The following is a 14,448-nucleotide window of genomic DNA, read 5'->3' as shown; positions in this document are numbered from 1 at the left end:
TCAGCTCTCGCGGTCGGTCGCCGTCGGATCGGCGGAGGCCGCGTCGAGCAGCGCCCGCAGCAGGTCCTCGTCGTGCGGCAGCAGCGCGCTGACGAAGCTGGCCAGGACGGCGTCCCGGTCCGCCTCCCCGTCGAGCATCCGCCGCATCCGCAGCGCCGCCAGCCCGGCGGCGTCGGAGGAGGCCTGCCACAGGTAGGACCGGCCGGAGCGGGAGCGCGAGACGGCGTTCTTGGCGTGCAGCCGGGACAGGATGGTCATCACGGTGGTGTACGCCAAGTCGCCCTCCAGGCGCTCCTGGACCCACCCCGCGGTGGCCGGGCCGGGCGCCTGCTGGAGCACCGCCAGCACCTGCGCCTCCAGTTCGCCCTGGCCGCGTCGTCGGGCCGGCGCGTCCCCGGCCGCCGGGGCGTGCCTCTCGTCTGCCATGACGGCCCACTCCCTCCGGATGCCGCGCCCGGACCGACGGGCGCGGCTTCATCCTAACGAGCGCAGGAGTGCTCGGAAGCGGTCGGCGCGGGGGTTCGGGGGCGTACGGTCGGCCGCGTCCGGGCCTCCCGTCCGCCCTCCCGGGTCAGGCCCGGGCCCGCTGGGTCACGGCGATGCAGACCAGCACCACCGCCGCCGTGACCGGTGCGGCGGCCGGCAGGTCCTCGCCGAGCAGCAGCACCGACCAGACCAGCGTCAGCAGCGGCTGACCGAGCTGCAGCTGACTGGCCCTCGGCACGCCGATCGCGGCCATCCCCCGGTACCAGAGCACGAACGCGCCGAACTGCGACACCGCCGCGACGTACACCAGCCCGACCAGCGCCTTCGCGCCGAACCGCACCGGCTCGGTGGCTAGCCCGAACGCCGAGGTCAGCAGCATCACGGGCAGCGCGGCCAGCACCGCCCAGGCGATCACCTGGGCGCCCGGGAGGTCCCGGGAGAGCCGCCCGCCCTCCGCGTACCCGGCCGCGCAGACCACCAGGCCGACGAACAGGTAGAGGTCGGCGAGGGTCGGCCGGCCGTGGCTCTGCAGCAGGGTGAACACCAGGACGGCCGCCGCCCCTGCCAGCGCCGCCGCCCAGAACGCCCGGGACGGCCGGCGGCCGGTCCGCAGGGCCGAGACCACCGCCGTGGCCAGCGGCAGCACCCCGATCACCACCGCCGAGTGGGCGGTCGAGGAGGTGCGCAGGGCGAGCGTGGTCAGCAACGGGAAGCCGAGGACGCAGCCGCCGGAGACGACCAGCAGGGCGGGCCAGTGCCGCCGCTCCGGCAGCGGGGCCGCGGCGGCCAGCAAGTAGAGCGCCGCCAGCACCCCGGCCAGGACACCGCGCAGGCCGGTCACGGACCACGGGCCGAAGCCGGTCAGGGACCACGCGGTGGCCGGGAAGCTGAGCGAGAAGGAGGCCACCCCGAGGGCGGCGAGGGCGGTGCCGGAGGCCGCGGCCTGCTTCGGTGCTATCGCCCGGGGAAGAGTAGCGCTATCTTGTACCGTCATGAACGAGCGTAGCAGTGTGGCCGAACTCGCCGACATCCTCCGGCGAGAGGTCGAGCGCTATCCGGAGGGACGGAAGCTGCCCGCCAGTCGGGCGCTGACGGAACGCCACCAGGTCAGCCCGGTGACGGTCTCCCGGGCCATCGCGATGCTCGTCGCCGAAGGACTGGTGGTCTCCCGGCCCGGGGCCGGGGTCTTCCGGGCGGCGGCCTTCGCCGCGGCCCCGACCGCCCCCGCCGCACCGCCCGTGCGCACCGGCGACCTCTCCTGGCAGGAGATCGCGCTCAGCGCCGAGTCCGGCCCGCGCGACCTGCTCGCCGACCCGGTGTTCGCCACCCTCCGGGTGCCGCCGCCCGACGTCATCGACCTCAACAGCGGCTACCCGCACGCCTCGCTGCTGCCCGAACGCCTGCTCGCCACCGCCCTCGCCCGGGCCGGCCGACGCCCCGGCGCCTGGGACCGCCCGCCCGTCGACGGCCTCACCGAACTGCGCGGCTGGTTCGCCCGCGACATCGGCGGCCACGGCGGACCGATCGGCGCCGGGGACGTCCTGATCACCGCCGGCGGCCAGAGCGGGCTCACCGTCGCCATGCGCTCGCTGGCCGCGCCCGGCTCGGCGGTCCTGGTGGAGTCACCGACGTACCCGGGCATCCTGGCGGTCGTCCGGGCCGCCGGGCTGCGGCCCGTACCCGTCCCGATCGACGCCGACGGCGTCCGCACCGACCTGCTGGCGGACGCCTTCGCCGCCACCCGGGCCCGGGTCTTCGTCTGCCAGCCGCTCTTCCAGAACCCCACCGGCGCGGTGCTCTCCCCCCGGCGGCGGGAGGAGGTGCTGCGGATCGCCCGCGCGGCCGGGGCGTTCGTGATCGAGGACGACTTCGCCCGGCTGCTGGCCCACACGGACGCCCCGGCACTGCCGCGCCCGCTCGCCGCCGACGACCGGGACGGCGTCGTGGTGCACCTGCGCTCACTGACCAAGGCCGCCTCGCCCAACCTGCGGATCGGCGCCCTCACCGCCCGGGGCCCGGCCCTGGCCCGGCTGCGGGCCACCCAGGTGGTGGACAGCTTCTTCGTGCCCCGCCCGCTCCAGGAGGCGACGCTGGAACTGGTCGCCGACCCCGCCTGGGCCCGCCACCTGCGCACCCTCGGCGCCGAGCTGCGCGACCGCCGCACCGCCGCCGTCGCCGCCCTGCACCGCGAGCTGCCAGGGCTCCTCACCATCCACCGCCCGGGCGGCTACCACCTGTGGCTGCGCCTGCCGGACGGCACCGACGACAGCGCCCTCGTCGCGGCCGCCCTGCGCACCGGCGTCCAGATCACCCCCGGCCGGCCGTACCACGCCGCCGAACCCCCGGCCCCCCACCTGCGCCTCAGCTACGCCGCCGCCGAGAGCCCCGCCCAGGTGGCCGAGGGCATCCACCGGCTGCGCCTGGCCTACGAGGAGACGACGAGCTGACGGTGGGGCGACGGACCGCGGACCGCGGACGGCTGACGGCTGACGGCTGACGGCCGGAGCGCCCCGGGCAGCGAACCGGCGGGGCCAGCGCGCCCCGGCAGCGGACCGCCTACCGCCCGTGACCCGCCATCCGCTCCAGGCGGGCGATGCGCTCCGCCATCGGGGGGTGGGTGGAGAACAGCCTGGCGCCGGCCTCGCCCGGGCGGAACGGGCTGGCGATCATCATGTGGCTCGCCGTCTGGAGCTGCGGCTCGGGCGGGAGGGGGAGTCGGCGGGTGCCGGCGTCGAGCTTGCGCAGGGCGCCGGCGAGGGCGAGCGGGTCACCGGTGATCCGGGCGCCGTCGGCGTCGGCCTGGTACTCGCGGGAGCGGCTGACCGCCATCTGGATCAGTCCGGCCGCGAGCGGCCCGAGGATCATGATGGCGAGCATCCCGAACAGCCCCGGCCCGTCGTCGTCGTCGGAGCGGCCGAAGGGGATCAGCCAGGCGAAGTTCACCAGGAACATCACCACCGAGGCGAGTGCCCCGGCGACCGAGGAGATCAGGATGTCCCGGTTGTGGACGTGGCTCAGCTCGTGCCCGAGCACGCCCCGCAGCTCCCGTTCGTCCAGGATCTGCAGGATGCCCTCCGTGCAGCAGACCGCCGCGTTGCGCGGGTTGCGGCCGGTGGCGAAGGCGTTGGGCGCCGGGGTCGGGGAGATGTAGAGGCGGGGCATCGGCTGACGGGCGGCCGTGGAGAGCTCGCGCACGATCCGGTACAGCTGCGGTGCCTCGAACTCGCTGACCGGCCGGGCCCGCATGGCCCGCAGCGCGAGCTTGTCGCTGTTCCAGTACGCGTAGGCGTTGGTCCCGAGGGCGATCAGAAGGGCGATGATGAAGCCGGTGCGGCCGAAGAAGCTTCCGATCACCAGGATCAGCGCCGAGAGGCCGCCGAGCAGGACGGCGGTCCTCAGTCCGTTGTGCCGGCGGTGCACGTCAGGCCCTCCAGTGGTGCGGTGGGGAAGCCCTTTCTGCCTCGTCCCTCTTGCCCCGTCAACGGGCGGGGCCGGGGACCTTGTTCCCTTGTGACCGACGCGACACGCACGCGACCGCGACGCGACACCGCAGCCGCACCGCAGCAGCCCCGCCCCACGGGCCCGGCGCACCGCACCGCCGGTGCCGGCGCCGCACCACGCCGCGGGCCCCGGCCGGCCCACGCGGGTGCGGGCTCAGAACAGCGAACCGCCCGCGACCTGCAGCACGAGCTGCGGTGCCACCGACAGGACCACCGCCGCCGAGGCGGTGAGCACCAGGGTCGCGGACAGGCCGACCGGCAGCCGGCGCTCGGTCTCGACGGCGGCGCCCGCCGGCGCCTCGGCCGCCGGGGCGAACAGCCGCGCCGTCCACAGCAGGTAGTAGTACAGGGCGACGACCACGTTGACGGCCATCACCACGGCCAGCCAGCCCAGCCCGGCGTCGACGGCCGAGCGGAACACCACGACCTTGCCGAACAGGCCGATCACGCCCGGCGGCAGCCCGGCCAGGCAGAGCAGGAAGAAGGCGAGCGCGAGCGCCGTCCAGCGGCGGCGGGCGAAGAGGCCGCGGAAGTCGTCCACGCTGGTCCCGGCCCGGCGGCCGACCGCCGCGACCACCCCGAAGGCACCGAGGTTCACCACGCCGTAGATCAGCGCGTACGCGGCGGTGGCGCCGAGCTGGTCGGCCCCGGTCGGCGCGTAGCCGGCCGCGGCGAGCGGCACCAGCAGGTACCCGGCCTGGCCGACCGAGGACCAGGCGAGCAGCCGGACCGCGCTGTACCGGGTGTCGAAGCGCTGGCGCAGCGCGCCGACGTTGCCGACGGTCATGGTGACGGCGGCCAGCACCGCGAGCACCAGGCCCCAGGTGTGCGCGTAGGGCCGGAAGGCGACGGTGGTGGCGAGGGCGAGCCCGGAGAGGCCGGCCGCCTTTCCGACCACCGAGAGGTAACCGGCCACCGGCAGCGGGGCGCCGGTGTAGGTGTCGGGGACCCAGAAGTGGAACGGGACGGCGGCGACCTTGAACGCGAAGCCGACCAGGGTCAGCACCGCGCCCGCCTCGGCCAGCGGCTTGAGCTGTCCGGGGGCGTGCTCCAGGCCCTGGGCGACGGCGCCGAGGTGCAGGCTGCCGCTCGCCGCGTAGACGAAGCCGACGCCGAGCAGCATCACGGCGGTCGCGGTCACGGACGAGACGAAGAACTTGAGCGCGGCCTCCGCGCCCCGGCCGTCCCGGCGCAGCGCGACCAGGGCGAAGGCGGGCAGCGAGGCGACCTCCAGGGCGATCACCATGGTGGCGAGGTCGCGGGAGGCGGGCAGCAGGGCGGCGCCGGTGGCGCTGGAGAGCAGCAGGAACCAGTACTCGCCCCGGGGGAGCTTCTCGTCGTCCACCGTGTGGATCGACAGCAGCGCCGCGATCAGCGCACCGCCGAGGGCGAGCAGCTGGAACACCAGCGCGAAGTGGTCGGCGACGTAGGAGCAGCCGGCCGCGGCGGCGCCGATCGGCGGAGTGTCAGTGGCGCCTGTTACGTTCTGCACGCAGAAGGTCGCTCGGGGTGACCCGCCGGTGAGGGGAAGGAGCGCGATGAGGGCGAGGGCGAGTCCGGCCGCGGTGAGGCGGCCGAGCCACTTCTTGTGCCGCTCGGGCAGGAACAGGTCCGTGACCAGCACGGCGAGGGCGGCCACGGCGGCGATCAGCGGGGGCGCGATCGCCACCCAGTCCACGGACTGGATCAGGCTGCCCGGGTTGGCTACGGCGAGGGAGGTCACAGTGTGCTGCCCCGTGGAGTGAGGTCCGAGTGCGGCGGTCTGGGCTGCGAGCACGGTCAGCCACCCCCGAGGAGGTGCTTGACGGCGGGGTTCGAGAGGCCGAGCAGCAGCGCGGGCCAGAGGCCGGCGAGCAGGGTGAGCGCGGCCAGCGGCGTCCAGCTGACGGCCTCGTACGGGCGCACGTCGGCCACCTCGGCCACCGGCGCGGGCTGCTCGGGGTCGCCCATGCAGACGCGCTTGACCATGATCAGCAGGTAGGCGGCGGTGAGGAGGGTGCCGAGACCGGCCAGGACCATGTAGGTGACGAAGGCGGGGCGCGACAGGCCCTCGGCCGGGTCGAACGCGCCGAACATGGCGAGCACCTCGCCCCAGAAGCCGGCCAGGCCGGGCAGGCCGAGGCTGGCGACGGCGGCGAAGGCGAGCAGTGCGCCGAGCCGTGGCGCCCTGCCGTACAGCGCGCCGCCGGTGGCGCCGGCGAGGGTGTCCAGGTCGGCCGTGCCGTAGCGGTCCTTGAGCGCGCCGACGACGAAGAACAGCAGGCCGGTGATCAGGCCGTGGGCGATGTTGGCGAACAGCGCGCCGTTGACGCCCACCGGGGTGAGGGAGGCGATGCCGAGCAGCACGAAGCCCATGTGGCCGACGGAGGAGTAGGCGATCAGGCGCTTGAGGTCGCCCTTGGCGCCGGGGCGGGCCAGCGCCAGGCAGGCCAGTGAGCCGTAGACGATGCCGACGGCCGCGAAAGCGCCCAGGTAGGGGGCGAGCGTCGTGGTGCCGTCCGGCACGATCGGGAGGAGGACGCGGACCAGACCGTACGTACCCATCTTCAGCAGCACGCCGGCGAGCAGCACCGAGCCCACCGTCGGGGCGGCGGTGTGCGCGTCGGGGAGCCAGCTGTGCAGCGGCCAGGCGGGGGCCTTGACCGCGAGGCCGAGCAGGATCGCGAGCCCGGCGATCACCTGGGTGGTGTGGCTCATCCCGCTGCCGTGGGCGGCGGCCAGCGCCTGCATGTCGAAGGTGCCGGTCTTGGTGCCGATCAGTAGGAAGCCGAGCAGCATCACGGCCGAGCCGAGCAGCGTGTAGAGGATGAACCGGTTGGCGGCCGGGGCCTTCGCGCCGCTCCCCCAGCGGGCGATCAGGAAGTACATCGGGATCAGCACGATCTCGAAGGCCAGGAAGAAGAGCAGGAGGTCCAGCACCGCGAAGGTGGCGAGCATGCCGACTTCGAGGAGGAGGAACAGCCCGACGAAGGCCTGCGCGGACGGACGGGGCTCGTCGGGGGCTCCGCCCCGGGCGTCCCCGTTCGGCAGTCGCTTCTCCGAGTACAGCGCGCAGAGGAAGGTGAGCAGCGCGGTCAGCACGATCAGCGGCAGCGAGACGCCGTCCACGCCGAGGTGGAGGCGCACGTGCAGGGCCGGGATCCAGGACACGTCGGTGGTGGCCTGCATCCGGGCGGGCTCGTCCTGGTCGAAGCCGGCCGCGAGGGCGATGGCGAGCAGGAGCGCCACGCCGGTGACGACGGTGTTCAGCCGCAGTGCCCGACGGTCGGCGACGGCTCGCTCCGGGCCGAACACCGGCGCCAGGGTGAGCGCGGCGCCGAGCAGCGGCAGCACCAGGAGGGCGATGAGGACTGCGTTCATCGGGGGCTCCTACGTGCGGCGGTCGAGCGGACGGGGGTGAAGGACAGCACCGGCTACACCGCCACCAGGACGGTCAGCAGGACGACGGCGGCCAGCAGGGCGCTGAGGTACGTCTGCGCGTTGCCGGTCTGGGCGAGCCGGACGGCCCGGCCGAGCAGGTTGGCGCCCACGCCGCTGCCGCGCACGTAGGTCTCGATGACCTCGCGGTCGAGGAAGCGGACCAGTCGGGCGGCGGAGACCACCGGTCGGACGAACAGCACGTGGTACAGCCGGTCGACGCCGAAGCCGTGCCTGGCCGGTCCGAACAGCGGGCCGAGCAGGGTGCGCCCGGGGTCGGCGACGATCACCTCGACGGCCGGAGCTCCGGCCTGCTCCGGCACCCGGCCCGCTGCGGCCGGGACGGGCCGGCCTGCGCCCAGCCGGGCGGTCGCCGAGCGCCAGGCGCCGTACGCGGCGAGCATGCCGACCACGGCGAGGGTGGTGCCGGTGACGGCGGTGACCCCGGAGGGCCGCAGCGAACCGCCGTCCAGCAGCGCGGGCAGCCAGTCCGTGCGCAGGCTGGTGACGCCGAAGGCCATGGTCGGGACGGCCAGCACCCAGAGCGGCCAGCGCATCGCGGGCGGCTCGGCGGTGGCCGGGTCGGCCTCGTCCAGCTCGGGCGAGTACGGCGCGTCCGCCTCGTGGTCGGCCACGACGGTGGCCGCGTCGGCGGCGGGCAGCACCTGCGGTGCGGCAGCGGCGGCACCGGCCGGGCTGTGGAAGGCGACCAGGAAGAGCCGGGTCGCGTACGCGGCGGTGAGCAGTGCGGTGAGCGCGGCGGAGATCAGCACGACCCACCCGGCCGCCTCCGGCACCGCCGAGGCCGGGCCGAGGCCGTTGGTGAGTGCCTCGCCGTTGGCGGCGTGCTCGGCGGCGGTCAGCACCGCCTCCTTGCTGAAGAAGCCGGAGAACGGCGGCAGCCCGATCAGGGCGACCAGCGCGATGCCCATCGTCCAGTAGGCGTCCGGGACGCGCTTGCGCAGCCCCGACATCCGGGACATCGCGGAGATCGAGTTGGTGTGGGCGGCGTGGATCACCACACCGGCGGCCAGGAACAGCAGCGCCTTGAACGCGCCGTGGCTGACCAGGTGGAAGACGGAGGCCTCGCGGTCGCCGCTGGCCAGCGCGCCGGCCATGTAGCCGAGCTGGCCGACGGTGGAGTAGGCGAGCACCCGCTTGAGGTCGTCCTGGGCGAGCGCGCACAGCGCCGAGCCGATCATCGTCACGGCGGCCATCACCGCGAGCACGACCAGCGCCGCGCCGGACAGCAGGAAGACCGGCAGCAGCCGGGAGACCAGGTAGATGCCGGCCGCGACCATGGTGGCGGCGTGGATCAGCGCGGAGACCGGCGTCGGGCCGGCCATCGCGTCCGGGAGCCAGGTGTGCAGCGGGAACTGCGCGCTCTTGCCGGCGACCCCGCCGAGCAGCAGCAGTGCGATCAGCGTCGGGTGGCCGAGCCGGCTCTCGGTCGCGGCGGCCAGCACGTCGGTGATCCGGAAGCTGCCGGCGTCCGCGCCCAGCAGGAAGATCCCGAACAGGAAGGGCACGTCGCCGAGCTTGGTGACCAGGAAGGCCTTGAGCGAGGCCGAGCGGGCGTCCTCGGTCTCCCAGTGGTGACCGATCAGGAAGTACGAGCAGACGCCCATGACCTCCCAGCCGACCAGCAGCACGATCAGGTCGCCCGAGTAGACCACCAGCAGCATGGCCGCGGTGAACAGCGAGACCAGTGCGGCGTACGAGGGGTAGCGCGGGTCCTGCTTGAGGTACGCGGTCGAGTAGACCTGGACGCAGGTGGCGACCAGGCCGACCAGCACCGAGATCAGCGAGCTGTAGCCGTCCAGGTAGAAGCCGAGGGAGATGTCCGGGCCGCCGGTCGGGGTGAGCCGGGTGGCCACGTCGAGGGTCTGGCCGGTGCCGAGCTGGAGGGCGACCACCAGCGCGAGCACGGCCGAGACGGCGACCGGGACGATCGCCAGCGGCCGGGCCAGCCCGGGCGCCTTCTTGCCGGTGGCCAGGGTCGCGGCCGCGCCGAGCGCGGGCAGCGCGGGGACGAGTGCGGGCAGGGCGAGGTTCATGCGGCGGCCTGGCCCTTCAGCGCCTCGGCTCCGTTCGGCGCCTCCTCGACGGCGAGCGACTCGGCCGGATCGCCGAGCGCGGTGGCCCGGTCGATGTCCGCGGTGCCCCGGGCCCGGAACAGCAGCAGGACGATGGCGAGCCCCAGGCCGATCTCGGCGGCGGCGACGGTGATGGTGAACAGGGTGAGCGCCTGCCCGGCGTGCAGCGAGTCGCGCAGCCAGGCGTCGAAGGCGACCAGGTTGAGGTTGACGGCGTTGAGCATCAGCTCGACCGACATCAGCACCAGGACGGCGTTGCGCCGGGCGAGCACGCCGTACACGCCGACGCTGAACAGCAGCGCGGCGAGGACGACGGGGTAGGCGAGGTGCATCAGCTCTCCTCCGGCGCGGACGGCGCGGACGGCGCGGGCGCGGCAGCCCCGGCGGCGGCTCCCGGAACAGCGGCCCCGGCGGCAGTCTCCGGAACGGCGGCCTCCGGCGCGGTACGGGGCGCGGTCGCGGCGACCGTCCCGTTCGACCCGACCGGCCGCCCGGCGCGCAGCTTGCCCGCCCGGGGCGCCGGCACCCGCCGCTTGTCCCCGCGCGACAGCACGATCGCGCCGACCAGCGCCGCCAGCAGCAGCACGGACAGCGCCTCGAAGGGCAGCACCCAGTGCCGGAACAGACTGGCCCCGGTGACGGCGGCCGAGCCGCCGCCCGTACCGAGGTCGATCCAGGAGGTCCGGAAGGCGTCGACCACCAGGGTGACCAGCGTCCCGGCCGAGGCCAGCGCCACGACCAGGGCGACCCAGCGGTTCTTGGAGTCGGCGTCCGGTGAGCGCCCGATCGGCGCCTTGGTGAGCATCAGCCCGAACAGCACCAGGACGACCACCGAGCCGAGGTAGATCAGCACCTGTACCCAGGCGATGAACTCGGCCGTGAGCAGCAGGAACTCCACCGCCAGTCCGCCGAGCGCGACGACCAGCCAGAGCGCGGCGTGCACCAGCTGCCTGGTGGTGACGGCGACCACGGCCGAGCCGAGCACGGCGATGCCGACCAGCAGGAAGACGATCTCCTGGCCGGTCGGGGACAGGAAGGAACGGGCGGCCGGCTCCAACGAGCCGGTCGCCGCGAGAAGCGTGGCGGCGGTGCTCATGCGTCGTCACCCTTCCCTTCCGATTCCGGTGCCTGCGGTGCCGCGGCCGCCGCAGCGGCGGCCGCGGCCAGCTTGTCCGCGGCCTTGCGCGCGGTGGTGATCTCCTTGGGCTCCTCGGCCGCCGGGTCCAGCGCCGGCGGCGCCGGGACGGTCCACATCCACTCGCGGAGCTTCTCCCGCTCGTGGGTCAGCTCGTGGATGTCCGTCTCGGCGTACTCGAACTCCGGCGACCAGAACAGCGCGTCGAAGGGGCAGACCTCGATGCAGATCCCGCAGTACATGCAGAGCGAGAAGTCGATGGCGAACCGGTCCAGCACGTTGCGGGTGCGGGCCCGGGCGTTCGGCTCGGCCGCCGGCAGCGTCTCCTTGTGGGAGTCGATGTAGATGCACCAGTCGGGGCACTCGCGCGCGCAGAGCATGCACACCGTGCAGTTCTCCTCCAGCAGCGCGATGACGCCGCGCGAACGCGGCGGCAGCACCGGCTGCACGTCGGGGTACTGCGCGGTGACGCTCTTCTTCGTCATCGTCCGCAGCGTCACGGCCAGGCCCTTCGCCAGGCCGACACCGGGAAAGCTCATGAGATCGCCACCTTGATGATGCCGGTGAGGGCCAGCTGGACCAGGGCGAGCGGGATCAGCCCCACCCACGCGAAGCGCATCAGCTGGTCCTCGCGCAGACGCGGGTAGGTGACCCGCAGCCAGATGACCACGAAGGCCAGCGCGAAGGTCTTGAGGAGCATCCAGAGCCAGCCGAGCTGGTCCGACATCGGCCCGTGCCAGCCGCCCAGGAAGAGCACCGCGGTCAGCGCGGAGATCACCAGGATGCCCACGTACTCGGAAAGCAGGAACAGCGCGAACCGCAGACCGGTGTACTCGGTGTACGCGCCGAAGATGATCTCCGAGTCGGCGACCGGCATGTCGAACGGCGGGCGCTGCAGCTCGGCCAGGCCCGCCGTGAAGAACACGAACGCGCCGATGATCTGCCACGGCAGCCAGTACCACTGCCAGGAGTCCACGATCCCGGGCAGCGACAGCGTGCCGGCGGCCATCGCCACCGAGGCCGCCGCCAGCACCATCGGCAGCTCGTACGACATCAGCTGCGCCGCCGTGCGCAGACCGCCGAGCAGCGAGAACTTGTTCGCCGAGGCCCAGCCGGCCATCAGCTTGCCGATCACGCCGACGCCCATCACGGCCAGCACGAAGAACAGCCCGGCGTCGATCGCCTGACCGACGAAGCCGTTCGGGCCGACCGGGATCGCCAGCAGCACGAAGAGGTACGGCAGCAGCGAGACGGCGGGCGCCAGCTGGAAGATCCGGCGGTCCGCCCCGGCCGGGACGATGTCCTCCTTCTGAGCGAACTTCACACCGTCCGCGACGAGCTGCGCCCAGCCGTGGAAGCCACCGGCGTACATCGGGCCGAGCCGGCCCTGCATGTGCGCCATGACCTTGTGCTCGGTCTGGCCGATGACCAGCGGGAAGACCAGGAAGACGACGAGGGTGGCGACGCAGCGCAGCACCGTGTCGAGCAGGTTCACGCGCCGTCTCCGTCCCGGTCGGCCGGGGCGGCCGCCGTCTCGTCCTTCTGCTCCGGTTCGGCCGGCTGCTCCGCGGGCCGGTCACCCGACGGGGCCGCGGGCTCGCGGCCCGGCGTCTCCTCGTCGTGGGCCGGCACCGGGTTGTGCCAGGGCGCGTCCGAGGACGAGGGCCGCGCCGGAGCCGGACGCTCCGGCTTCGGCTCGTCGGCGGTCTGGCTGACCGACCCGTCGGAGACCGACCTGGTCCGCCGCGGCCGGTCCGCCCGCACCGCCGGCGCACCCTCGGCGGGCGCACCCTCGGCGGGAGCCGCCTGGCTCGCCGAGCCCTCCGCCACGGAACGCGTCCGCCGCGGCCGGTCCGCCCGCACCGCGGGCGCGCCCTCGGCGGGGGCACCGGCGGCGGGGGTCCCGGCGGCCGTACCGGCGCCTGCGGCCGCCCGGGGCGTGCGCGCCGCCGCGCCCGCCGCCCGTGCACCGCGCGCGGGCCGCTCGGCGACCGGCGGCAGGGTGCCCTTGAGCGGCCCCCACTCGTTCGGGTCCGGCACACCGGCCGGCTGCATCTTGCGCCGGGCCGGCCCGCCCCCGTGGTCGGACTCGCCCGGCTCCTTGGCCCCCGGCCAGTCCTTGGCGACCCTGGCCGCGAGCACGAACTCCTTGCGCAGCGGGTGCCCCTCGAAGCCGTCCGGCAGCAGCAGGGTGGCCAGGTAGGGGTGCCCGGGGAACTCGATGCCGAACATCTCGTGCGTCTCGCGCTCGTGCCAGGCGGCACCGGCGTAGACGGGGACGGCGGTCGGCAGCGCCGCCTTGTCGCGGGGCACCCTGGTGCGCAGCGCGAGGTGCCGGACGCCCGGCGCCTCGACGGCGGCCAGGTGCGCGACCACGGCGAAGCCCTCGGCGAGCTCGTCGACGGCGCTCAGCCAGTCGAAGAAGCCCAGGCCCAGGACGTCCCTGGCGTTGGTGAGCGCCTCGATCCAGTTCTCGGCCGGGACGTCGACGGTGATCAGCCCGTACGCCTCGGCGCCGGTCGCCCACTCCCCGACCGACGCCGCGTACTGCTCCGCCGTGGTCACGAGACCCCTCCCTCACTCGAAGACCCCGCCGCGGGCCCGGCTGCGGAATCCGCCGACGGCCCCGCCACCAGCGGACGGCGCAGCGCCGACGCGGGCGCGGCGTAGCGGCCGGGCAGGGACTCCTCGGCGATCTTCTCCTGCAGCTTGAGGATGCCCTGGAGCAGCGCCTCGGGCCGGGGCGGGCAGCCGGGCACGTAGACGTCGACCGGGATGATCTGGTCCACGCCCTTGGTGACCGAGTACGAGTCCCAGTAGGGCCCCCCGGAGTTGGAGCAGGCACCGAAGGAGATGACGTACTTCGGCTCGGGCATCTGCTCGTAGAGCCGCTTGACGGCCGGCGCCATCTTGTCGGTGACCGTCCCCGAGACGATCATCAGGTCCGCCTGACGGGGGCCTGGCGCGAACGGGATGACGCCCATCCGGATGAAGTCGTGCTTGGCCATGGACGCGGCGATGAACTCGATCGCGCAGCAGGCCAGGCCGAAGTTGAAGCACCAGAGGCTGTAGCGGCGGCCCCAGTTGAGCACCACCTTGACCGGGTCCGGCGCGAGCCGGGCCAGCGGTCCGAGACCGCGGCGCTCGACGGCGCCGGGCCGTGCGGGGTCCGGCAGCCCGAGCGGGACGGGACCGCCCTGGGCGCCGTGCGAGTGGGAGTGCGTCACGTCCATTCCAGAACGCCCTTCTTCCAGGCGTAGAGCAGCCCGACCGCGAGGAAGCCGATGAAGAGGAACATCTCGATCAGCGTTCCGGTGCCGTACCCGGCGGCGGCGAAGACGGTCGCCCACGGGAACAGGTAGATCGCGTCGACCGCGAAGATCACGTACAGGAAGGCGTACACGTAGTAGCGGATCTGGGTGTGCGCCCAGTCCTCGCCCACCGGATCCACGCCGCACTCGTACGCGAGGAGCTTCTCGGGTGAGTGGACCACCGGCCGCAGCAGGCGGTTGGCGGTGAACGCCACGGTCACGAAGAGCACCCCGACGACGGCCAGCAGGCCCATCGCGGCGTACGCGTCGAAGTAGCCGCTGCCGACCGCCGGGTCGGCCACGACGGCAGCCGCCTGCTGCCCCTCCATGCCCTTCGCCTCCACCTCGGCCGTGAACCAGCCCCTCAAGGCAGTTCTACGACGTTTCCTCGCACGGTCATAACCACGGTCACAACCATGGCCAATGCGTGAGTCTAAGGGGACGGCTCCGCTCCGCCCGAACCCTGCCCGCTCCGCAAGACGTCCCGTGGACACCCCGGTGAA

Annotated in this window: 14 protein-coding genes; 1 reads left to right on the top strand and 13 read right to left on the bottom strand. The window is 74.0% G+C overall.

Features of this window, described 5'->3' with window-relative positions:
- Together ACZ7KX_RS07755 and ACZ7KX_RS07750 are read right to left on the bottom strand one after the other, a co-directional pair.
- Nucleotides 1–426: a BlaI/MecI/CopY family transcriptional regulator gene (locus ACZ7KX_RS07755; protein ID WP_350521538.1), complete on the bottom strand. Its 426-nt coding sequence runs from the start codon at nucleotides 424–426 to the stop codon at nucleotides 1–3.
- A 145-nt stretch (nucleotides 427–571) separates the two neighbouring features.
- Nucleotides 572–1,480 (bottom strand): DMT family transporter, encoded by a 909-nt coding sequence (locus ACZ7KX_RS07750; protein ID WP_470325764.1) that lies wholly within the window; start codon nucleotides 1,478–1,480, stop codon nucleotides 572–574.
- Here ACZ7KX_RS07750 and ACZ7KX_RS07745 point away from each other — a divergent pair.
- Nucleotides 1,479–2,933 (top strand): aminotransferase-like domain-containing protein, encoded by a 1,455-nt coding sequence (locus ACZ7KX_RS07745; protein WP_470325763.1) that lies wholly within the window; start codon nucleotides 1,479–1,481, stop codon nucleotides 2,931–2,933. The two genes, ACZ7KX_RS07750 and ACZ7KX_RS07745, sit on opposite strands and share 2 nt — an antisense overlap.
- A gap of 109 nt (nucleotides 2,934–3,042) precedes the next feature.
- Here the strand turns inward: ACZ7KX_RS07745 and htpX are convergent, their stop codons facing one another.
- The 11 genes from htpX to ACZ7KX_RS07690 all read right to left on the bottom strand — a co-directional run bounded on the left by htpX (nucleotide 3,043) and on the right by ACZ7KX_RS07690 (nucleotide 14,274).
- Nucleotides 3,043–3,906 carry a zinc metalloprotease HtpX gene (gene htpX, locus ACZ7KX_RS07740; RefSeq protein ID WP_470325762.1) on the bottom strand — a complete coding sequence of 288 codons (864 nt, stop codon included), beginning with the start codon at nucleotides 3,904–3,906 and terminating at the stop codon, nucleotides 3,043–3,045.
- Nucleotides 3,907–4,140: 234 nt separating this feature from the next.
- Nucleotides 4,141–5,709 (bottom strand): NADH-quinone oxidoreductase subunit N, encoded by a 1,569-nt coding sequence (locus ACZ7KX_RS07735; RefSeq protein ID WP_470325761.1) that lies wholly within the window; start codon nucleotides 5,707–5,709, stop codon nucleotides 4,141–4,143.
- Nucleotides 5,710–5,765: 56 nt separating this feature from the next.
- On the bottom strand, nucleotides 5,766–7,346 hold the full coding sequence (locus ACZ7KX_RS07730) for a complex I subunit 4 family protein (RefSeq protein WP_470325760.1): 1,581 nt from the start codon (nucleotides 7,344–7,346) through the stop codon (nucleotides 5,766–5,768).
- 53 nt (nucleotides 7,347–7,399) lie between these two features.
- A complete protein-coding gene (locus tag ACZ7KX_RS07725) occupies nucleotides 7,400–9,460 on the bottom strand; it encodes an NADH-quinone oxidoreductase subunit 5 family protein (RefSeq protein ID WP_470325759.1) in 2,061 nt (686 codons plus the stop codon).
- Nucleotides 9,457–9,831 carry an NADH-quinone oxidoreductase subunit NuoK gene (gene nuoK, locus ACZ7KX_RS07720; RefSeq protein ID WP_396549074.1) on the bottom strand — a complete coding sequence of 125 codons (375 nt, stop codon included), beginning with the start codon at nucleotides 9,829–9,831 and terminating at the stop codon, nucleotides 9,457–9,459. The genes ACZ7KX_RS07725 and nuoK overlap by 4 nt, the downstream gene beginning before the upstream one ends.
- Entirely contained in the window at nucleotides 9,831–10,595 is a 765-nt protein-coding gene (locus tag ACZ7KX_RS07715; RefSeq protein WP_470325758.1) for an NADH-quinone oxidoreductase subunit J family protein, read from the bottom strand. Before ACZ7KX_RS07715 ends, nuoK begins: the two co-directional genes overlap by 1 nt.
- Nucleotides 10,592–11,173: a NuoI/complex I 23 kDa subunit family protein gene (locus ACZ7KX_RS07710; protein ID WP_470325757.1), complete on the bottom strand. Its 582-nt coding sequence runs from the start codon at nucleotides 11,171–11,173 to the stop codon at nucleotides 10,592–10,594. The genes ACZ7KX_RS07715 and ACZ7KX_RS07710 overlap by 4 nt, the downstream gene beginning before the upstream one ends.
- A complete protein-coding gene (gene nuoH, locus ACZ7KX_RS07705) occupies nucleotides 11,170–12,129 on the bottom strand; it encodes an NADH-quinone oxidoreductase subunit NuoH (protein ID WP_396549069.1) in 960 nt (319 codons plus the stop codon). Before nuoH ends, ACZ7KX_RS07710 begins: the two co-directional genes overlap by 4 nt.
- Nucleotides 12,126–13,199, bottom strand: a complete 1,074-nt coding sequence (locus tag ACZ7KX_RS07700; RefSeq protein WP_470325756.1) for an NADH-quinone oxidoreductase subunit C — start codon at nucleotides 13,197–13,199, stop codon at nucleotides 12,126–12,128. Before ACZ7KX_RS07700 ends, nuoH begins: the two co-directional genes overlap by 4 nt.
- Nucleotides 13,196–13,867, bottom strand: a complete 672-nt coding sequence (locus tag ACZ7KX_RS07695) for an NADH-quinone oxidoreductase subunit B (protein WP_470325755.1) — start codon at nucleotides 13,865–13,867, stop codon at nucleotides 13,196–13,198. Before ACZ7KX_RS07695 ends, ACZ7KX_RS07700 begins: the two co-directional genes overlap by 4 nt.
- Nucleotides 13,858–14,274 carry an NADH-quinone oxidoreductase subunit A gene (locus tag ACZ7KX_RS07690; protein WP_350521727.1) on the bottom strand — a complete coding sequence of 139 codons (417 nt, stop codon included), beginning with the start codon at nucleotides 14,272–14,274 and terminating at the stop codon, nucleotides 13,858–13,860. Before ACZ7KX_RS07690 ends, ACZ7KX_RS07695 begins: the two co-directional genes overlap by 10 nt.
- Nucleotides 14,275–14,448 lie beyond the last annotated feature (174 nt).

The organism is Kitasatospora sp. NPDC038210 (genome assembly GCF_055600605.1).
The sequence above is the reverse complement of the archived record's forward strand: the minus strand, read 5'-3'. Positions and strand labels throughout refer to the sequence as shown.